We start from the raw sequence: 20,261 nt of genomic DNA on the forward strand, positions 1-20,261 counted from the left end.
AGAAATGCGAAACCCCGGCGATATGCCTCGTCGTCAGAGACGACGGGTAGGGATCGTTCCGGGGTTGTGCGGTGACCTTAGCAACGGATGGTCGCTTCGAAAAGGCCGAGGTCTTCAGCGAACGGACCGCGGCTGCCGTCGACGCTTCGGAGGGTCCGGAAGCGGCAGGCGCAGGGCGTTCGCCCACAGGCGCGTGAGCGTGGCGACCAGGGCGTCCTGCTCGACCTCGTCGCCGAGGACGTAGACGCTGTTGGCCATGCGGCCGACCATCGAGGAGAGCGCGCGGGCCGCGAGGACCGGGTCGAGGTCGGGGTCGGCGAGGCCGCGTTGCTGGAGGTCGCGGATCGACGCGGCGTTGCGCTCGGCGAACAGCAGGCCGCGGCGGCGGCGCAGCTCGCGGACGTCGGGGTCGATCGTCGCGACCTGCTCGAGCAACCGCATCAACTTGGCGTTGCGCGCGTAGGCCTCCAGGTAGGCGCGGTTGGAGGCCTCGATGACCGCGATCGGGTCCTCGTCGCCGACGACCTCGCGGACGTGGGGGTGGAGCATCTCCTCCTGGGCCTCTTCGAGGACCGCGGCGAAGACCTCCTCCTTGTTCGTGAAGTACGTGTAGAACGAGCCGGTCGCGGTCTGCGCCTGCTGCGTGATGTCGGTCAGGCGCGCGTCGAGGTAGCCGTCGCGCTCGAAGACCGTCCGGGCGGCCGCGATCAGCGCGGCGCGGGTGCGCTGGCCGCGCGCCGTGGAAGGTGCGGGCTTGGGATCCGGCTTGCGCGCGGGCGACGCCATCGAGCGGTTTGTACTTGAACCCGGTTTCGGGTTCAAGTGCCGCGGGGCGCGCGGCTACTTGCCGGTCGTGCGATGCATCGCGGCGCGCCGGTGCCCGGTGCGCGCCTGGCCGGCGCCGGCGCCGGCGGACGCGCCGCCGCGGCTGCCGCCCTGCGTGCGGCGGATGAGCGCCCGCAGCGCGCGGTCGCTCGGGGCGTCCTCGGCGCGAGCGGCCAGGTCGCCGGGCTCGACGGTGCGCATGACCGGGCCGCGGTCGCGGTCGACCACGGCGACGATGACCTTGCTGGCGCCGGAGACGTCGAAGACGATGCCGTCGGTCTCTCGCCGCCCGGTGGTGACCTTCACGAGGTCTCCTGCTTCGATCTTCTCCATCGGACGAGCGTACCGGGCGCCGTCCGTCGAGCGGACATCGAGGCCCCCGGGCGCGGGCCGACCATCGGGTTCAAGCGTCGCGCAGGCGCGCGCGGGCGTCGGCGAGCAGCGCGCGCAGCTCCTCGGCGCGGTCGCCGAGCAGCGCCTTGAGCTCGTCGTCGAACGCGGCCTCGGCGGCGCTGGCCTGCTCGCGCAGCCGCTCGCCCGACGGCGTGATGTGGAGGCCGACGCCGCGGCCGGCGCCGAGCCTGCGCTCGATGTGGCCGAGCTTCTCGAGGCGCGCGGCGACCTGGCTGACCGCCTGCGGCGACTTCGGCGAGCGGCGGGCGATGCCGGCGACCGTGATGCCGGGCTCGGCGGCGACCGTGTCGAGCAGGCCGGACGCCGCGAAGGTCAGGCCCTGCTCGGACAGGCGCGCGTCGCCGAGCAGGCCGACGCGCGTCGAGACCTCCCAGAGGAGGTGGGCGAGGAACATGTCGTCGTCGCGCGTGCCGGGCGTCTTCACGGGTGCGGGGATCGTATCGGGCTTGTGAGCACAACGGCTTGCGATCACAAGATCTTGTGATCGCAAGACCTTGTTGCTAGCCTGCCGCGCCATGACCTCCTCTCCCCCTCCGGTCCTGCACAAGGGTTGGACGCTGCTCGCCGTCTGCCTGGGCACGTTCATGTTGTTGTTGGACGTGACGATCGTCGTCGTCGCGCTGCCCGACATCCGGTCCTCGCTGCACGCGGGCTTCTCGTCGGTCCAGTGGACGATCGACGCCTACTCCCTGTCGCTCGCCGCGCTGCTGCTGCCGACCGGCTCGCTGGGCGACCTGCTCGGCCGCCGCCGCGTCTTCGCGGTCGGCCTGGCGATCTTCACCGTCGGCTCCGCGCTGTGCGGCGCCGCGCAGTCGCCGTTGATGCTGGTGCTCTGCCGCGTCGCGCAGGGCGTCGGCGGCGCGACGATCTTCGCGACCTCGCTGGCGCTGCTCGCCCAGACCTTCCAGGGCAAGGAGCGCGGGAGGGCGTTCGGCATCTGGGGCGCTGTGACCGCGGCGTCGACCGCGCTGGGCCCCGTCGCCGGCGGGCTGCTCGTCAGCTGGCTGGGCTGGCGCTGGATCTTCTTCGTGAACCTGCCGATCGGCGTGTTCGCGATCGGCGTGACGATGACGCGCATCGCCGAGTGGCGGCCGCCGCACGCGCGCAGGATCGACGTCCTCGGCGCCGTCTGGTTCACGGTGGCCTTGGTCGCGTTGGTGTACGGGTTGATCCGGGCGTCGAGCGACGGGTGGGGCGACGGCGTGGTCGTCGCGTGCCTCGTCGCGGCCGGCGTGTTGTTGGTGGCCTTCCCGTTCGTGGAGAAGGCGAGGCGCGACCCGATGTTCGACCTGTCGCTGTTCCGCAAGCCGACGTTCGTGGGCGGCTCGATCGCCGCGTTCGGGATGAACGGGTCGCTGTACGCGATGTTCCTGTACTTGGTGTTGTACCTCCAGGAGGTCCAGCACTTCTCCGCGCTGGGCGCGGGCGTCCGGCTCGCGGTGATCACGGGCGCGACGCTGCTGACGGCGGTCCCGGCCGGGCGGCTGTCGGCGCACATGCCGGTGCGGTGGCTCGTCGGCCCGGGGCTCGTGCTCGTCGGGGCCGGCCTGCTGCTGATGCGCGGCGTCGGCGTCGGCTCGTCCTGGACCGCGCTGCTGCCGGGCTTCATCGTGGCCGGGCTCGGCTCCGGGCTGGTCAACGCGCCGCTGGCCTCGACCGCGGTCGGCGTCGTGCCGCCGCAGCAGGCCGGGATGGCGTCGGGGACCAACTCGACGTTCCGGCAGGTCGGCCTGGCGACCTCGGTCGCCGCGATGGGCACGATCTTCGCCGGCAGGGTCGCGGGCGGGACCGAGGCGGCGTTCGTCTCCGGCCTCGACGAGATCCTGCTGATCACCGCGATCCTGGCGGCGACCGCGGGCGTGCTGGCGACCGCGCTGATCCGCCAGAAGGACTTCGTCGTCCACGGCGCGCCGCAGCCCGCGGTGGCGGCGGCGGCCGAGCAGAAGGCGCCCGACGCGGAGCCGGCGGTCGTCTAGCTAGAGCCCGGGCGGGTGGCGGATCGTGAAGCCGGCGAGGTTGCGCGGCTTGGTCTGCCACCGCGTCCCGAACGGGCCGGCGCGGCCGGAGGTGTCGAAGCGCAGGCCGTCCACGTACATGAAGGTGTGGCCGGCGTTGGCGTAGATCGTCACCCACCTGCCCGGGCCGGGCGCGCCCCAGTGCGCGAGCTGGCCCGAGGTGAGCGGGGCGCCGAGCAGGCCGGCGGCGGCGAGCGCGTAGGACACGGAGGCGCTGCAGTCGTAGGCGGTGTCGATGAACGACCCGTGGCCGCCGCCGTAGACGTAGGGGAACCGGGCGATCGCGTTGCCGCCGGCGAAGATCGAGGCGACCGCGTCCGGGACGCCGTCCGGGACCTCGACGTTGCCCTTCGGCGTGAGCTTCGGCAGGCGCCCGCGCTTCGGCGTCCTGGCCGCCCTGAGCGCCTGCTCCATCTGCCTGAGCTCGGCGCGCACTTCGGCATCCGACGGCGCGCCGGGGGAGACGGTCGTCCTCAGCCGCGTCGCGGCCGGGACGGCGTTCGGGTTCGGCGCCTCGTGCACGCCCCTGACGCCCGCGGGCAGCGGGTACGCATCGGCGGCCTCGGTGTCGCCGACCTTCGGCGCCGGGATCCTCTTGACGGCCGCGACCTCGGTGACCGTGCGGGTACGCGGCTTCGTCGCGGAGCCGCAGCCCGCGAGCACGACGACGCTCAGCGCGAAGAGAACGGCACGTCTCATCACCCTGGTGGTCGGCCCGCCCTGTCCTCGGCTTGACTTCAACGGCAGCAAAGTGTTCGCATAGGACACCAGACTGCCGTTGGCGGTGCGGAAGTTGCAACGCGTGCCCGGTGTACTTGTATACTAGTACGCGATGAAGCCGCCAATGCGCGAGCGGATGAGCGGGAGGTCTGCCAGAGATCAGGCCTACGCCGCGCTGCGCGGGGCGATCGTCGGCGCCGAGCTGGAGCCGGGTCGCAGGCTCAGCGAGAACCAGCTCGCCGAGCTGATCGGCGTCTCCCGGACCCCGGTCCGCGACGCGCTCGCCCGGCTGCGCGACGAGCGGCTCGTGGCGATCGTGCCCCAGCTCGGGACCTTCGTCACCTACATCGACGAGGAGGCCGTCGCCGACGCGCACTTCGTCCGCGAGGCGCTGGAGGTCGGCGCGGTCCGGATCGCGGCGGGCGTCGCGTCCGACGACGCGCTGGAAGCGCTGTACTCCAACCTGGAGGCGCAGCGGCGCGCGGTCGAGCGCGACGACTCCGACGGCTTCGCCGTCCTCGACGACCAGCTGCACCGGCTGCTGTGCGACCTCTCCGGCCGCGAGGTCGCGTGGCGCCTCTCCGAGCGCACCCGCGGCCAGCTCGACCGCATCCGCCTGCTCTCGCTGCCCGACGACGCCTACCGCGGGCAGATGCTCGCCGAGCACGAGGCGGTCGTCGCGGCCGTCGGCCGGCACGACGCGCACGAAGCCGAGGCGCAGCTGCGCCACCACCTTCAGATGGTCCTGTCCCAACTGCCCGCGATCCGCGCGGCGCATCCCGAGTACTTCCAGGAGGACTAGCCACCATGGCGATCCACCCCGACATCGACCCGATCGAGACCGCCGAGTGGGTGGAGGCCCTCGAGGCCGTCATCCGCAACGACGGCCCCGACCGGGCGCGCCAGCTGCTGCAAGAGGTCTTCGCCGACGCGCGCCTGAAGGGCCTGCACATGGCGCAGGACCTGAGCACGCCGTACGTCAACACGATCCCGGCCGACGCCGAGGTCCCTGTACCGGGCGACTCCGCGCTGGAGCACCGAGTACGCAGCCTCGTGCGCTGGAACGCGATCGCGACCGTTCTGCGTGCCAACAAGGAGTCGTCGGAGCTCGGCGGGCACATCGCCTCGTTCCAGTCGGCGGCCACGCTCTACGAGGTGGGGTTCAACCACTTCTGGCACGCGCCGTCCGAGCAACATGGTGGCGATCTCGTCTTCATCCAGGGCCACTCGTCGCCCGGCATCTACGCGCGCGCGTTCCTGGAGGGGCGCCTGAGCGAGGACGACATGAACCGCTTCCGGACCGAGACCGGGTCCGAGGCCGGGCTGTCGTCCTACCCGCACCCGTGGCTGATGCCCGGCTTCTGGCAGTTCCCGACCGTCTCGATGGGCCTCGGCCCGCTGATGGCGATCTACCAGGCGCGGTTCATGAAGTACCTGCACGGCCGCGGGATCGCCGACACGAGCGACCGCAAGGTCTGGGCCTTCATGGGCGACGGCGAGATGGACGAGCCGGAGTCGATGGGCGCGATCTCCCTGGCGGGGCGCGAGCACCTCGACAACCTCATCTTCGTCATCAACTGCAACCTGCAGCGCCTCGACGGCCCGGTCCGCGGCAACGGCAAGATCATCCAGGAGCTGGAGACCAACTTCCGCGGCGCGGGCTGGAACGTCATCAAGACGATCTGGGGCCGCCGCTGGGATCCGCTGCTCGCCGCCGACACCGAGGGCAGGCTCGTCCGCCGGATGGAGGAGGTCGTCGACGGCCAGTACCAGACGCTGAAGTCGCGCGACGGCGCCTACGTGCGCGAGCACTTCTTCGGCCCCGACCCCGACCTCGCCCGCATGGTCGAGGACTGGAGCGACAACGAGATCTGGTCGCTGAACCGCGGCGGCCACGACCCGCAGAAGGTCTACAACGCCTACAAGATGGCGACCGAGACCAAGGGCCAGCCCACGGTGATCCTCGCCAAGACGATCAAGGGCTACGGGATGGGCGAGTCCGGCGAGGGCCAGAACATCACCCACCAGGCCAAGAAGATGAACGAGAAGGCGCTGTTCGCCTTCCGCGACCGCTTCCAGCTCGACCTCAGCGACGACGAGGTCAAGGACGTGTCCTTCCACAAGCCGGCCGACGACGCGCCCGAGATGGAGTACATGAAGGCGCGGCGCGCGGACCTGGGCGGCTCGCTGCCCCAGCGTCGCACCGAGGCGCCGCCGCTGCCGGTCCCGGAGCTGAGCGCCTTCAGGGCCCAGCTCGACGGCACCGGCGAGCGCGAGATCTCGACGACGATGGCGTTCGTGCGGATCCTGTCGACCTTGGTCCGCGACAAGGAGATCGGCTCGCACGTCGTCCCGATCGTGCCCGACGAGTCGCGCACGTTCGGCATGGAGGGCATGTTCCGCCAGCTCGGGATCTTCAGCCAGGTCGGCCAGCTCTACGAGCCCCAGGACGCCGACCAGCTGATGTCCTACCGCGAGGACAGGTCCGGCCAGATCCTGCAGGAGGGGATCAACGAGCCGGGCGCGTTCTCCTCGTGGATCTCCGCTGCCACGTCGTACGCCAACCACGGCGTGTCGATGATCCCGTTCTACATCTACTACTCGATGTTCGGGTTCCAGCGCGTGGGCGACCTCGCGTGGGCCGCGGGCGACTCGCGGGCGCGCGGGTTCCTGCTCGGCGGCACCGCGGGGCGGACCACGCTCAACGGCGAAGGGCTGCAGCACGAGGACGGGCACAGCCACATCCAGGCGAGCCTGATCCCGAACTGCATCTGCTACGACCCGGCCTACGCCTACGAGCTGGCCGTGATCATCCACGACGGCCTGCGCCGGATGGTCGGGGAGCACGAGGACGTCTTCTACTACCTGACCGTCATGAACGAGAACTACGCGCAGCCGGCGATGCCGGAGGGCGCGCAGGAGGGCATCCTCAAGGGCATGCACGTGGTCCGCGAGGCCGACGGCACCGCCGACGTGCAGCTCCTGGGCTCCGGCACGATCCTGCGCGAGGTGCACGCGGCGGCCGACCTCCTGAAGGACGACTTCGGCGTCGGCGCGGACGTGTGGTCGGTGACCTCCTACACCGAGCTGCGCCGCGACGGCATGGAGGCCGAGCGCCACAACCGCCTGCACCCGGACGCCGACGATCCGCGCATCCCCTATGTGTCGGAAGTGCTGGGTGCTCGGGATGCCGGACCGGTCGTGGCCGCGAGCGACTACATCCGCGCGCTGCCCGACCAGATCCGTCCGTGGGTCGAGGGCCAGTACACGGTCCTGGGCACGGACGGCTTCGGCCGCAGCGACTACCGCAAGGCGCTGCGCCGGTTCTTCGAGGTGGACCGACACCATGTGGTCGTCGCCGCCCTGCACGCGCTCGGCCGCGACGCCGATGCGAAGAAGGCCATCGAGCAGTACGGCATCGACCCCGAGAGCGAGGCACCGTGGCGGATCTAGAGCAGGTGGCGGTCCCCGACATCGGCGACTTCACCGACGTCGACGTTGTTGAGGTACATGTGTCGCCCGGCGACGCGGTCGCCGAGAACGACCCGCTGGTGACGCTGGAGACCGACAAGGCCACGATGGACGTCCCGGCGCCGTTCGCCGGCGTCGTCGCCGAGGTGCTGCTGAAGGTCGGCGACAGGGCGTCCGAGGGGACGCTGGTCGTCGCGCTGAAGGCGGACGCCGCGAGCGAGCGCAAGGCCACCGATCAGACCGCGACGGTCGAGGCGGGCGCGCCGGGCGCGGTGCGCTCCGCCGTGAGCGCCGAGGCGAGCGCGCGCGAGCGCGAGCAGCCCGCGCCGAAGGCGCCGGAGCCGTCGCCGTCGCGCAACGGCGAGCCGGTCTACGCGTCGCCGTCGGTCCGGCGGCTGGCGCGCGAGCTCGACGTCGACCTGAGCGCGGTCAGCGGCACGGGCCGCAAGGGGCGGATCGTCCCGGAGGACGTCGAGGCCTACAAGTCGGGTGGCGGCGCGGCCGCCGCGCCGGCGAAGTCCGGCGGTCCGTCGATCGTCGGCGGCACCGTCGTCGAGACGCTGCCGTGGCCGTCGGTCGACTTCTCCAAGTACGGGGAGACCGAGCGCGTCGAGCTGTCGAAGATCCGCAAGATCAGCGCGGCGAACCTCGCGCGCAACTGGGTCCGGATCCCGCACGTCACGCACAACGACGACGCCGACGTCACCGACCTGGAGGCGTTCCGCAAGCAGCTCAACGGCGAGCAGCAGGACGTCAAGGTCACGATGGTCGCGCTGTTGTTGAAGGCGTCGGTCGCGTCGCTGAAGCAGTTCCCGGACTTCAACTCGTCCTTGAGCGACGACGGCGAGGCGCTGGTCCGGAAGAAGTACTACCACTTGGGCTTCGCGGCGGACACGCCCAACGGGCTCGTCGTCCCGGTCGTCAAGGACGTGGACAGGAAGGGCCTGCTCGAGGTCGCCGGCGAGCTGACCGAGCTGAGCGGCAAGGCCCGCGCCGGCAGGCTGATGCCCGCCGACATGGCCGGCGCGACGTTCACGATCTCGTCGCTGGGCGGGATCGGCGGCACGTCGTTCACGCCGATCGTCAACGCGCCCGAGGTCGCGATCCTCGGCGTCGTGCGCAGCGCGATGAAGCCGGTCTGGGACGGCAGGGAGTTCGTCCCGCGGCTGATGCTGCCGTTGTCCTTGTCCTACGACCACCGGGTGATCGACGGCGCCAGCGCCGCGCGCTTCACCGCGCATCTCGCCGGTGTCCTCAACGACCTCCGGAGAGTGCTGCTGTGAGCGCCCTGCTCGACGTCCTGGTTCAAGGGACAAGCTTGTGACTGCTGTTCTTGATGTTCTTGTCCCCGACATCGGCGACTTCACCGACGTCCCGGTCGTGGAGCTGCTGGTCGCGGTCGGCGACGCGGTCGCCGCCGAGACCCCGCTCGTCGTCCTGGAGTCCGACAAGGCGTCGATGGAGATCCCGGCGCCCGAGGCCGGCACGGTCAAGGAGATCGCGGTCGCCGTCGGCGACGCGGTGTCCGAGGGCTCGTTGTTGGTGAAGTTGGAGACGGCCGACGTGCAGGCCGACCCGGAGGACGGCGCGGGCGCGCCGGAGACCGCGGTCGAGTCGCCGGCCGTCGCGGCGCGCGACGAGCAGCCCCAGCCGGAGGACCCGGCGGTCGAGGTGGAACGCGGCGACGTCCACGCGGGTCTGCTCGTGATCGGCTCCGGCCCGGGCGGCTACGCGGCCGCGTTCCGGGCGGCCGACCTCGGCCAGGACGTCGTGATGGTCGAGCGCCACGAGCAGCTCGGCGGCGTCTGCCTCAACGTCGGCTGCATCCCGTCCAAGGCGCTGCTGCACGTCGCGAAGGTGATCGCGGAGGCCGAGACGGCGGGCGGGCACGGCGTGTCGTTCGGCAGGCCGGAGATCGACCTGGACGGCCTGCGCGCGTGGAAGGACAGCGTCGTCGCCAAGCTCAACGGCGGCGTCGCGCAGATGGCCAAGGGGCGCAAGGTCAACGTGCTGCACGGCGAGGCGCGGTTCACCTCGGCCAACATGGTGTCCTTGCTCGGTCCGGACGGCGAGACGACGACGGTGTCCTTCGACTCCGCGATCGTCGCGGCCGGCTCGCGCAGCGTCCAGCTGCCGGGCATCCCGCACGAGGACCCGCGCGTGATGGACTCGACCGGCGCGCTGGAGCTGCAGGACGTCCCCGAGCGGCTGCTGGTCGTCGGCGGCGGGATCATCGGCCTGGAGATGGCGACGGTCTACGACGCGCTCGGCAGTCAAGTCACCGTTGTTGAACTGGCCGACGGCCTGATCCCCGGCGCCGACCGCGACCTCGTCAAGCCGCTGGCCAAGCGGATCGGCGCGCGCTACGCGGCGATCCACCTCGGGACCAAGGTGGACAAGATCGAGGCCAAGGACGATGGGTTGGTCGCGACGTTCAGCGGCAGCGACGTCGAGCCTGCGACGTTCGATCGCGTGCTCGTCGCCGTCGGCCGGATCCCGAACGGCGCGTCGCTCGGCCTCGACGCCGCGGGGGTGCACGTGGACGAGCGCGGGTTCGTGCCGGTCGACGCCCAGCAGCGGACCAACATCCCGCACATCTACGCGATCGGCGACGTCGCCGGCGGGCCGATGCTCGCCCACAAGGCGACCGCCGAGGGCCACGTCGCCGCCGAGGTCGTCGCCGGCCACGCCGCCGCGTTCGAGCCGCGCGGGATCCCGAGCGTCGCCTACACCGACCCGGAGGTCGCGTGGGTCGGGCTGACCGAGACCGAGGCCAGGGACCAGGGCATCGCCTATGAGAAGTCGGTCTTCCCGTGGAGCGCCTCCGGGCGCGCGCTGGCGATCGACGGCGCGGACGGCTCGACCAAGCTGCTCCGCGACCCCGAGACCGGGCGCGTGCTCGGCGCCGGGATCGTCGGCCCGCACGCCGGCGACCTGATCGCCGAGCCCGGGTTCGCCCTCGAGATGGGCGCCGACGTCGCCGACCTCGGCCTCACGATCCACGCCCACCCGACGCTGTCAGAGACCGTCATGCTCGCCGCCGAGATCGCCGACGGGACGATCACCGACCTCCCCAACAAGGCCGCGCAGCGCGCCGCCAGGGCGAAGTCCTAGGCGTCGGTAGAGTCACCGCCTCATGCGCGTCCGCCGCACCTTCTGCTTCCTCGACCTGTGCGGCTTCACGTCGTTCACGGACGAGCACGGCGATCAGGAGGCGGTGGCCGTGCTCGGGCACCTGCGCGCGGTGCTGCGGGCGGAGGCCGAGAACCACGGCGTCCGCGTCACGAAGTGGCTGGGCGACGGCGCGATGCTCTCGGGCGTCGACGCCGGTGCCGTGATCCGCTGCGCCGCGCTGGTCCGCGACGTCCTGCAGTCCGACGGCAGGCTGGCCCTGCGCGGCGGGATCTGCGAGGGCCACGTGATCATGTTCGAGGGCGACGACTACATCGGCGCGGCGGTCAACGTCGCGGCGAAGCTGTGCTCGAAGGCGCTCCCGGGGCAGCTGCTGCTGACCGGCGGCACCAAGGCGTCGGTCCCGCCGGAGCTGCAGCCGGTCGCGCTCGGAGACCTGACGGTTCCAGGGGTTTCGCAGCCCGTCGAGGTCCTCGCGCTGGACCCCGGGCCGCTGCGCATCAGCCGTCAGACGACGGCCGTCCGCCCGTCCGTCTAACTTCCGGGCCATGTTCGAGGCGCTGAGCGAGCCGCGTGACATCGGCCGCTACCTCCATGCACTGCGCGAGCTGGACCGGACCGCGATCGGCGGGACCGGCGACGAGGCGGCCGCGATCGAGCGGCTGATCGACGCCCACACGGTCGTGATGGACCACGACCCGCGCGGCGGCGAGCCGGTCGAGGAGTCGCTCGCCACGTGGCTCTCGCTGCTCGACGACGCCGCCTGGCGCGAGCGCGTCCGCGAAGTGCGGGTCGACGCCGCGCTGCTGCGCGAGCGCGAGCGCGCGCTGCTGGCACAGGTCGCCGCGGCGGTCGCGCCGGTCGCCGCGTAGGCGGGGCTCACCCCGGACGGGGGACGAGCCGTCACCCGCGCTGCTGGCAGCGTGCGCGGGGATGCGGGCGGACGAGGCGTACCGGGACCGGTCGCCGTTCCAGGGCGCCGAGGATGAGCCGCTGCTGCAGCGGGCGGTGCCGCTCGCGCGCGACCTGCCGGACTACGACGTCCCGTCCGGCCGCCGGGACCTGCTGGCGGGGCTGACGGTCGCGGCGCTCGCGCTGCCGTCCGGGATGGCCTACGCGAGCCTCGCCGGGCTGAGCCCGGTCGTCGGGCTCTACGCGCTGCTGCTGCCGGCGATCGCCTACGCGCTGCTCGGCTCGTCGCGGCAGCTGATCGTCGGGCCGGAGGGGACGCTCGCGGCGCTCGTCGCGGCCGCGGTCCTGCCGCGGGCGGCGGCCGGCTCGGCGCAGGCGGGCGAGCTGGCGGCGCTGATGGCGCTGCTCGCCGGCCTCTGCTTCCTGCTCGCGCGGCTGGCGAGGCTCGGCTGGCTGGCGGACTACCTCAGCCGCCCGGTCCTGCTCGGCTACATCCACGGCGTCGCCGTCGTGCTGGTGATCGGGCAGCTCGGCAAGCTGCTGGGGCTGAGCATCGCGGCGGCCGACCCGATCCCGCAGCTCAGGGAGGTCGTCCAGGAGCTCGGGAGCGCGAGCGGGACGACGATCGCGGTGGCCGCCACGGCGCTGGCGGTCCTGATCGGAGCGAGGCTCTTCGCGCCGCGCCTGCCCGCGGCGTTGTTGGTGGTGTTGCTGGCGATCGGCGCCTCGGAGCTCCTGAACCTCGGCGACCACGGCGTCGCGCTCGTCGGCTCGGTCCCGAGTGGGCTGCCGTCGTTCGGGATCCCCAAGCCCGGCTGGGATGACTTCCGTGCGCTCCTGCCCTCGGCGGTCGGCCTGTTCCTCGTCTGCTTCGCCGACGAGGTCCTGACCGCGCGCTCCTACGCGGGGCGACACCATCAACATGTCGACGCGGGCAAGGAGCTGGTCGCGACCGGCGCGGCCAACATCGCGGCGGGCCTCACGCAGGGCATGCCGGTCGGCGGCTCGGGCTCGCGGACCGCGGTCAACGACGCGATGGGCGCGCGCTCGCAGGTCAGCGCGATCGTGGCGGCGGGCGCGGTCCTGGTCGTCGTGCTGTTCCTGACCGGCCCGATCGCCGACCTCCCGAAGGCCGTGCTCGGCGCGGCGATCGTCGTCGCCGCGCTCGGCCTCGTCGAGCCGCGCGCGTGGGCCGAGCTGTGGCGGACCGACCGCGTCGAGGTCGGGATCGCCGCGATCACGGTGATCGGCGTGATCGCCACCGGCGTCCTGCAGGCGATCCTGGTCGCCGTCGCGCTGTCGATCGTGGACGTCGTGCGCCGCAGCGCGCGCCCGCACGACGCCGTGCTCGGCTACAGCGACCGTCTCGGCCGCTACGCCGACGTCGCGCTGCACCCGGGCGCGAGGGTGACGCCGGGCGTCGTCGTCTACCGCCTCGACGACCGCCTCTTCTTCGCCAACGCGTCCTACGTCAAGGGTCGGATCCGGGAGGCGCTGCGCGGCGCGCCGACGCCGCCGCAGCTGCTCGTCCTCGACGCCGAGGGCATGACGCACGTGGACGCCGCGGGCGCCGCCGCGCTGGCCGATCTCGCCGACGCGCTGGCCGCCGAGGGCGTGGCGATCGTCATGGCGCGCGTGAAGGGACCGGTGCGCGAACACCTCGACGGCGCCGGGGTGACCGCCGCGCTCGGCGGCCCCGCCGCATACCACCCGACCGTACGGGCCGCGACGGCAAGCTCGCGCCCAGCGCCGAACGCATGAGCGCGTCACACTTGGGTAGACGCACGCGTTGGGATCCACGTGGCGACCCAGGAGCTGGATACGACAGAGCAGCAGCGGATCGCGCGGGAATCCGACCCCGTGCGCGACGCGCTGCCCTGGATCCCGGCGGCGCTGCGCAAGCAGCAGCGCTGGCGCCCGGAGATCCAGGCGCTGCGGGCGCTCGCCGTCACGCTGGTGATCGCGTCGCACATCTGGCCGGGCCTGGTGCCCGGCGGCTTCGTCGGGGTCGACGTCTTCTTCGCCGTCTCGGGCTTCCTGATCACCTCGCTGCTGGTCGAGGAGATCGTCGAGGAGGGGCGGATCTCGCTGGCCGGCTTCTGGGCCAGGCGCGCGCGCCGGATCCTGCCCGCCGCGCTCGCGACGCTGCTGGTCACCGCGATCGCGACGATGATCGTGGTGCCGTCGCACCGCTGGGACACGTTCCTGACCGAGATCGCGGCGAGCGCCGCGTACGTCGAGAACTGGCAGCTCGCCCACTCCGCCGTCGACTACTTCGCCAGGAGCGACGGCGTCTCGCCGGTCCAGCACTACTGGTCGCTGTCGGTCGAGGAGCAGTTCTACCTCGTCTGGCCGCTGTTGCTGACCGGCGCGGTGCTGCTGACGAGGGGCCGGACGCCGAGGGCGCGGATCACCGCGCTGACGGTGACGATGGGGACGCTGACCGCGGTCAGCCTGTGGTGGTCGATCTTCCACACGCCGCACGACCCGGAGGCCGCGTACTTCGTCACGCCGACGCGCGCGTGGGAGTTCGGGCTCGGCGGGGTCCTCGCGCTGTTGCCCCAGCGCCACATCGTCCCGCCGTTCGCGCGCGCGTTGTTGTCGTGGTTGGGCTTCGCCGCGATCCTGACCGCGGCGTTCGCCTACGGGCCGGACACGATCTTCCCGGGCGTCGCGGCGCTGCTGCCGATCCTCGGCACGCTGGCCGTGATCCGGGCGGGCGCGCCCGCGGTGCGCGGCGCGCCGACGCGGCTGCTGGCGTGGGGGCCGGTCCAGAAGACCGGCGACCTGTCGTACTCGCTCTACCTGTGGCACTGGCCGTTGTTGGTGTTGATCCCGTACGTGGTGCACCTGCCCGACGGCGTCTTCCAGGCGGTCGTGCTGGAGCTGACCGTGCTGCTGGCGTGGCTGTCCAAGCGCTGGATCGAGGACCCGGTGCGCAGCATGCACGGGCTCGCGCGGCGGCCGCGGCGCACGCTCGCGCTCGCGGGGTTCGCGACGGTGTTGGTGTTGATGGTCCCGGCGGCAGGCGCGCTGCAGGTCGACCACCAGCTGCACCAGGACCGGGCCGAGACGCGCGCGCTGGTCGGCGAGCACCCGCGCTGCTTCGGCGCCGCGGCGCGGCCGCCGGGCGGCGCGCTCTGCAACAACCCTGACCTGGCCGGCAAGGTCGTGCCGTCGCCGGTCGAGGCCGCCGCCGCGGCCAACACGCCGTGCCAGGTCACCGAGTCGCTCGGCCGCGTGCGTGCGTGCGCCTTCGGCGTCCCGGCGGCGAGCGCGCGCGAGAGCGTCGCGGTCGTCGGCGACTCGCACGCGTCGCACTGGCGCGCGGCGTTCGACTACGTCGCCAAGGCGCGCGGCTGGCACGGCTTCTCGGTCACGCACACGGGCTGCCCGTTCACGGCCGCGGTCGCCAAGCTGCCCGAGCCGCAGCGCTCGCAGTGCGTGCAGTGGAACCGGGACACGGTCCGCTGGTTCGCCAAGCACCCGGAGGTCCACCGCGTGTTCGTCGCCGGGCACACCGGCGGCGCGATCGTGGGGGCGAGGGGCGCGGCCGCGCGGTTCGCCGCGCAGCTCAAGGGCTACCGCGACGCCTGGGCGTCGCTGCCCGCGACGGTCACGCAGGTCGTCGTCCTCCGCGACACGCCGAAGATGCGCAGCGCGACGCTGGACTGCGTGCAGCAGGCGATGAACGGCGCGCAGGACCCGGCGCGCACGTGCGCGGTCCCGCGCGCGCTGGCGCTGGAGCCCGACCCCGCGGTGGCGGCCGCCAACGGTCCGGGCGCGCGGCGTCCCGTCGCCGTCGTCGACCTCACCAGCACGCTGTGCGACCGGGCCAGCTGCTATCCCGTGGTCGGCGGAGCGCTCACGTTCAAGGACGTCGATCACCTCACGACCGTGTTCGCGGCGACGCTCGGCCCGTACCTGCAAGCTGCCGTACAACGCCTCTAAACGACCTTCGCGCCGCTGCCGATAGGCCCCTCGATGCCCCTCCCGCTCCGCCTGCCGGCGGCGTTGTTCGCCGCCGCGCTCCTGGTCCTGCTGCTGCTCGCGCCCTCCCGCGCGGTCGCGCGCGTCACGCCCGCCGACGCGTCGGCCGACGTGCTCGTGCTCGGCGACTCGCTCGGCGTCGGCCTGCGGCCGTCGCTCGCCGGCCTGCTCGGCGACACGAAGATCGCGTGGGACGTGAGGTCCGGGCGCACGACGCCGCAGGGCCTGACCGCGCTGCGCAGCGCGATGAGGATCGTGCATCCCAAGACCGTGATCGTGTCGCTGGGCACCAACGACGGGCCCAACGGCGCGACGTTCGCCACCCGGATCGCGAAGGTGCTGCGCGACATCGGGCCCAACGCGTGCGTCGTCTGGGCCGACATCTACCGCCCGGCGCGCAAGGGCCCGTACGCGGCGCTGAACACGACGCTGGCCTACGAGGCCCAGCACGTCAGGCGCCTGCACCTCGTGCCGTGGCTGGCGGCGGTCAGCGCCCAGAAGGTCACGCTCCCGGACGGGCTGCACCCGGACCCGACCGGCTTCGAGTACCGCGCGCAGCTGATCGCCGACGCGGTCCACAAGAGCTGCGAGTTCCCGGTCCCGACCGTCGGCGGCGGGACGGATGGCGCGCCGAGCGGCGGGAGCACGGCCACCGGCACCGGCGGCACCACCGCGCCCGACGCCTAGCGTCTAGTACGTCCGGTCAAGAACACGGCGCGGCGGCCGAGGACCGGGGGAAGCGGATGGGCTACGCCACCCCTGAACAGACCGCCGCGTGGGCTGCGCTCGACGCCGCCCGTGCGAGCTACCACGAGGATCCGGCCGGTGCGATGAGCGCCGCGCTGCGGGCCGAGCGGGTCGCGGCCGAGGCCGGCGATCCCGCGCTGCGCGGGCGTGCGCTGGCGCTGCAGACGTTCGTCACGATCCACGGCGGCGGGCTGCGCGCCGGGTTCCCGCTCGCGGCGGCCGCCGAGGTCGCCGCCGAGGCGGCGGGCCATCCGGTCACGACCGTCGAGGTCGCAGCGATGGGCGCGCACCTCGCGTTCTTCTCCGGCTCCTACCGGGAGGCGCTGCGCCAGGCCGAGCGCTGCGTCGCGGTCGCCGACGCGCACGGCGACACGACCCTGCGGATCTTCGCCCGGCGCCAGTCGTGCATGGTCTTCGGCAACCTCGACGCGCCCGAGTGGCCGGGGCGCCTCGACGAGCTGCTCGCGCTGACGATGGGCGCGGGCGACCGCTGGGAGGAGGCGATCTCCCGCAACGACCTCGCGCACATGCGCAACCTCAACGGCGACAACGCGGGCGCGATGGCCGAGATCGCGCGCGGGATCGCGGTCGCCGAGACGCTCGCGCCGCGCAACCGCTTCGCGCTCGGCGTGCTGCGCTGCACGCGCGCCGACATCCACCTCGCGGGCGACCGCGTGCCCGAGGCGCTGGCCGACGCGCGCGCCGCGCTGGCGCACCTCAGCGACGGCCGGGAACCCAACCCCTACATCTACGGCATGAGCGTCTGCGTCGAGGTCCGGGCGCTGCTGGCGATGGGCGCGATGGACGAGGCGACCGCCGCGGGCCGCGCGGGTGTCGCGCGCCTGCACCGGACGGTCCCGCAGATCCGCGCGATGATCCTCCAGGACATCGCGGCCGCGCTGCGCGCCGGCGGCCGCGCCGAGGAGGCCTACGACGCGCTCGCCGACGCCGCCGAGCTGGAGCGCCTCGCGTTCCGGGAGCTGACCGAGCTGCAGCGCGACTTCGAGCGCGCCGTCGCCGAGCACGGCGTCGCGCGGGCCAAGAACGAGGAGCTGGAGCGCACGGTCGCCCAGCTCGCCGAGGCCCACCGCGAGCTCGAGCAGCTCCAGGCGCGGCTGCGCGAGCAGGCCGAGCGCGACTGGCTGACCGGCCTCTTCAACCGCCGCTACCTCGCGGGCGTGCTCGAGGCCGCCGACGCACGGACCGGGGGCGAGCTGCTCTCGGTCGCCGCGCTCGACCTCGACCACTTCAAGGCGATCAACGACCGCTTCGGCCACGAGGTCGGCGACCGCGTGCTCGCGCGCGCCGCCGAGCTCCTCCAGCAACACGTCCGCGCCGGCGACGTCGTCGCCCGCACCGGCGGCGAGGAGTTCGTGGTGGTCATGCCCGGCGCCGACGAGCGCGACGCGGTCGCGTGCGCCGAGCGCCTGCGCGCGGCGATCGCCTCCGACGACTGGGCGCAGATCGCGCCCGGCCTGGCGATCACCGCGTCGATCGGCGTGGTGTCGGCGGCGGCGACCAGGAGCGACGACGTGATCCGCGCCGCCGACCGGCGCCTCTACGCGGCCAAGGAAGCGGGCCGCAACCGCGTCGTCACGACGGGCTGACGGCCGCCAGCGTCTCGGACACGACGTGCGTCATCGCGGAGCGCCCCGGCCCGAGGTACTTGCGCGCGTCGACCAGCGTGGGGTTGCCCGCCAGCGCCGCGCGCACCGCCGCGGTCTGGGCGACGTTGAGCCGCGTGCCGACGTTGACCTTCGTGATCCCGGCCTCAACCGCGCGGCGGATGACGGCGTCCGGGACCCCGGAGGAGCCGTGCAGGACCAGCGGCGCGCCCGCGCTCGCGCGCAGCTCGGCGATCCGGGTCAGGTCCAGCGCCGCGGTGCGCTCGACCATCGCGTGCGACGTGCCGACCGCGACGGCGAGGCCGTCGCAGCCGGTCGCCGCGACGTACGCGCGCGCCTGCTCGGGGTCGGTCGCGGCGCCGATCGTGTGGTCGCCGTCCTTGCCGCCGACCGCGCCCAGCTCGGCCTCGAACCACAGGCCCTGCGCGTGGGCGATCTCCCGCGCCTCGCGGGTTGCGGCGATGTTGTCGTCGAACTCCAGGTCCGACGCGTCGAACATGACCCCGGTGACGCCCCAGGCCGCGGCGTTGTGCAGCAGCTCCGGGTCCTCGACGTGGTCGAGGTGCAGCGCGATCGGGACGTCGGCCGCGTCGGCCAGCGCCGCGACCGCGGCGGTCAGCGGGCGCAGCGCGCCACGTCGGAACTTCACCGCGTTCTGCGAGATCTGGACGATCGCGGCGGAGCGCGCGGCGCTGGCGCCGTCCACGATCGCCTCGGCCTGCTCCAGCGTGACGGCGTTGAACGCCGCGACGCCGGTCCCGGCCGCGTAGGCGGCGTCGATCAGCTCACGGGTGGTGGCGAGCGGCATGGTGTCGTCCTTGGTTCAGGAATGCTCGCGGACGAGCGGGAGGCAGCCGATCAGGCCGTTGTCGGCGCCGAGCGCGGCGGGGAGGACGTGGACGTCCTGCCGGGCGCGGGCCAAGGCGTAGTCGTTGATCGCCGTGCGTGCGGGGGCGAGCAGGCGCTCGCCCTCGGCGTGCGCGACCGCGCCGCCGACGACGATCGCCGAGGGGTCGAAGGCGTTGACGAGGCCGACGGCGAACTGCGCGAACGCGGCGCGGGCGTTGTCCATGACCTTGGTCGCCTCGGGATGGCCGGCCGCGGCCGCGGCGAGCAGGTCGCGGGCGTCGTCGCCGAGTTGCAGGCGTTGCGCCTGGCGCGCGAGCGCGGTGCCGGAGACGATCGCCTCGATGCAGCCGTGCAGGCCGCAGCCGCACGGCGGGCCGCTGAGGTCGACCGGCATGTGGCCGAGCTCGCCGCCGAAGCCGTGGGCGCCGGTGAGCAGGTGGCCGTCGCTGACGACCGCGCCGCCGATCCCGGAGGAGACGGTCAGGTAGATGAAGTCCTCGCGGCCGCGGGCGGCGCCGTAGAAGCGCTCGCCGAGCGCGGCGACGTTGGTGTCGCGTCCCACCGTGGTTGGCAGGTTGTGGTGGTTGCTCAGCGCGGGCCCGAGCGGCAGGTCGCGCCAGCCGTCGCCGAGGTTCGGCGGGCGGCCGGCCAGCGTGCCGGTGCGCGCGTCGATCGGGCCCATCGCGGCGACGCCGATCGCCGTCGGCTGCGGCGCGGTCGGGGCACGGGAGGCGAGCAGCGCGTCGGTCGCGGCGAACAGCGGCGCGAGGATCTCGTCGGCCGTGCCGTCGCGCGGCGTCGGGAGCTGCGCCTTGCCGTGGAGGTTGCCGCGGCCGTCGGCGAGCGCCGTCCGGATCCAGGTCGCGCCGATGTCGACGGCGACGATCAGCGTGGGGGCGGCGGGCACGCTTGGGAGTCTAGGTGCGGCGCAGCGCGGCGGCGGTGCGGGCGAAGTCCTCGACCGCCGTCCAATCCTGCGCGGTGACCGCGGCCGGCGGCGTGACCCAGGAGCCGCCGACGCAGGCGACGTTGGGCAGCGCGAGGTACTCGCCGGCGTTGTGGAGGCCGATCCCGCCGGTCGGGCAGAAGCGGAGCTCGGGGAAGACGGCCCCGAGCTGCTTGATCGCCGCGGTGCCGCCGTTGAGCTCGGCGGGGAAGAACTTCGCGGTCGTGATCCCGCGCTCGCGCAGCGCGACGAGGTCGGAGGCGGTGGCGGTCCCGGCGAGGAAGGGGAGCCCGCTGGCCTGCAGCGCGTCGAGCAGGCGCGGCGTCTGGCCCGGGGCGACGAGGAAGCGCGCGCCCGCGGCCTGCGCGGCGTCGGCCTGGGCGGAGGTGGTCACGGTCCCGGCGCCGATGACGGCTTCCGGTACATGTTGGGCGATGTTGTTGATGGCCTCGAGCGCGGCGGGGGTGCGCAGGACGAGCTCGATCAGGCGCAGGCCGCCGGCGACGAGCGCCCGAGCGAGCGGCACCGCGTCGTCGGGGTCGTCGATCACCACGACCGGGAGAACCGGCGCGAGGTCGAGCAGGGCGTCTGCGTCCTGGGGCACCGCCGCAGCAT

General features: G+C 73.3%; 18 protein-coding genes. 11 read left to right on the plus strand and 7 right to left on the minus strand.

The annotated features are described in order from the left end of the window. Positions 1–114 precede the first annotated feature (114 nt). The 3 genes from H030_RS0122805 to H030_RS37745 all read right to left on the minus strand — a co-directional run bounded on the left by H030_RS0122805 (position 115) and on the right by H030_RS37745 (position 1,663). Positions 115–786: a TetR/AcrR family transcriptional regulator gene (locus H030_RS0122805; protein ID WP_027007828.1), complete on the minus strand. Its 672-nt coding sequence runs from the start codon at positions 784–786 to the stop codon at positions 115–117. A gap of 54 nt (positions 787–840) precedes the next feature. Beyond that, positions 841–1,158: a hypothetical protein gene (locus tag H030_RS0122810; RefSeq protein ID WP_155892224.1), complete on the minus strand. Its 318-nt coding sequence runs from the start codon at positions 1,156–1,158 to the stop codon at positions 841–843. Between the two features lie 70 nt (positions 1,159–1,228). Beyond that, on the minus strand, positions 1,229–1,663 hold the full coding sequence (locus H030_RS37745) for a MarR family winged helix-turn-helix transcriptional regulator (protein ID WP_051223512.1): 435 nt from the start codon (positions 1,661–1,663) through the stop codon (positions 1,229–1,231). A 91-nt stretch (positions 1,664–1,754) separates the two neighbouring features. On the opposite strand from H030_RS37745, the gene H030_RS34485 reads away from it, so the two are divergent. After that, on the plus strand, positions 1,755–3,215 hold the full coding sequence (locus tag H030_RS34485; RefSeq protein WP_051223513.1) for an MFS transporter: 1,461 nt from the start codon (positions 1,755–1,757) through the stop codon (positions 3,213–3,215). On the opposite strand, the gene H030_RS37750 is transcribed toward H030_RS34485, so the two are convergent. Further along, positions 3,216–3,953 carry a hypothetical protein gene (locus H030_RS37750; protein ID WP_051223514.1) on the minus strand — a complete coding sequence of 246 codons (738 nt, stop codon included), beginning with the start codon at positions 3,951–3,953 and terminating at the stop codon, positions 3,216–3,218. Between the two features lie 133 nt (positions 3,954–4,086). Between H030_RS37750 and H030_RS0122830 the strand changes: the two genes are divergently transcribed. From H030_RS0122830 to H030_RS37755, 10 genes are all read left to right on the plus strand, one after another. Beyond that, the gene (locus H030_RS0122830) at positions 4,087–4,776 is read left to right on the plus strand and encodes a GntR family transcriptional regulator (protein ID WP_027007830.1); all 690 of its coding nucleotides are present in this window, start codon (positions 4,087–4,089) and stop codon (positions 4,774–4,776) included. A gap of 5 nt (positions 4,777–4,781) precedes the next feature. Beyond that, the gene (gene aceE, locus H030_RS0122835) at positions 4,782–7,427 is read left to right on the plus strand and encodes a pyruvate dehydrogenase (acetyl-transferring), homodimeric type (protein ID WP_027007831.1); all 2,646 of its coding nucleotides are present in this window, start codon (positions 4,782–4,784) and stop codon (positions 7,425–7,427) included. Then, a complete protein-coding gene (gene aceF, locus H030_RS0122840; protein WP_027007832.1) occupies positions 7,415–8,728 on the plus strand; it encodes a dihydrolipoyllysine-residue acetyltransferase in 1,314 nt (437 codons plus the stop codon). Before aceE ends, aceF begins: the two co-directional genes overlap by 13 nt. A gap of 37 nt (positions 8,729–8,765) precedes the next feature. Next, positions 8,766–10,559 carry a dihydrolipoyl dehydrogenase gene (gene lpdA, locus H030_RS0122845; protein ID WP_027007833.1) on the plus strand — a complete coding sequence of 598 codons (1,794 nt, stop codon included), beginning with the start codon at positions 8,766–8,768 and terminating at the stop codon, positions 10,557–10,559. A gap of 22 nt (positions 10,560–10,581) precedes the next feature. Next, positions 10,582–11,115: an adenylate/guanylate cyclase domain-containing protein gene (locus tag H030_RS0122850; protein WP_027007834.1), complete on the plus strand. Its 534-nt coding sequence runs from the start codon at positions 10,582–10,584 to the stop codon at positions 11,113–11,115. 10 nt (positions 11,116–11,125) lie between these two features. Then, the gene (locus tag H030_RS0122855; protein ID WP_027007835.1) at positions 11,126–11,449 is read left to right on the plus strand and encodes a hypothetical protein; all 324 of its coding nucleotides are present in this window, start codon (positions 11,126–11,128) and stop codon (positions 11,447–11,449) included. Between the two features lie 61 nt (positions 11,450–11,510). Beyond that, entirely contained in the window at positions 11,511–13,250 is a 1,740-nt protein-coding gene (locus H030_RS0122860; RefSeq protein WP_051223516.1) for a SulP family inorganic anion transporter, read from the plus strand. A 39-nt stretch (positions 13,251–13,289) separates the two neighbouring features. Next, positions 13,290–15,440 (plus strand): acyltransferase family protein, encoded by a 2,151-nt coding sequence (locus tag H030_RS34495; protein WP_051223517.1) that lies wholly within the window; start codon positions 13,290–13,292, stop codon positions 15,438–15,440. A gap of 33 nt (positions 15,441–15,473) precedes the next feature. After that, on the plus strand, positions 15,474–16,166 hold the full coding sequence (locus H030_RS0122870) for an SGNH/GDSL hydrolase family protein (RefSeq protein WP_027007837.1): 693 nt from the start codon (positions 15,474–15,476) through the stop codon (positions 16,164–16,166). Positions 16,167–16,222: 56 nt separating this feature from the next. Beyond that, the gene (locus tag H030_RS37755) at positions 16,223–17,833 is read left to right on the plus strand and encodes a GGDEF domain-containing protein (RefSeq protein WP_051223518.1); all 1,611 of its coding nucleotides are present in this window, start codon (positions 16,223–16,225) and stop codon (positions 17,831–17,833) included. On the opposite strand, the gene H030_RS0122880 is transcribed toward H030_RS37755, so the two are convergent. Genes H030_RS0122880 through eda form a run of 3 tightly spaced genes read right to left on the minus strand, consistent with a single transcriptional unit; the run spans position 17,820 to position 20,250 of the window. Then, a complete protein-coding gene (locus H030_RS0122880; RefSeq protein ID WP_027007838.1) occupies positions 17,820–18,659 on the minus strand; it encodes a class II fructose-bisphosphate aldolase in 840 nt (279 codons plus the stop codon). The genes H030_RS37755 and H030_RS0122880 overlap by 14 nt on opposite strands. 15 nt (positions 18,660–18,674) lie before the next feature. Then, positions 18,675–19,607 (minus strand): ROK family protein, encoded by a 933-nt coding sequence (locus H030_RS34505; protein ID WP_051223519.1) that lies wholly within the window; start codon positions 19,605–19,607, stop codon positions 18,675–18,677. A 10-nt stretch (positions 19,608–19,617) separates the two neighbouring features. Then, complete coding sequence (gene eda, locus H030_RS0122890) at positions 19,618–20,250, minus strand: bifunctional 4-hydroxy-2-oxoglutarate aldolase/2-dehydro-3-deoxy-phosphogluconate aldolase (RefSeq protein ID WP_051223616.1); 633 nt, start codon at positions 20,248–20,250, stop codon at positions 19,618–19,620. Between the last annotated feature and the right edge of the window lie 11 nt (positions 20,251–20,261).

The organism is Conexibacter woesei Iso977N, from assembly GCF_000424625.1.
In the GTDB taxonomy this organism is placed as follows: domain Bacteria; phylum Actinomycetota; class Thermoleophilia; order Solirubrobacterales; family Solirubrobacteraceae; genus Baekduia; species Baekduia woesei_A.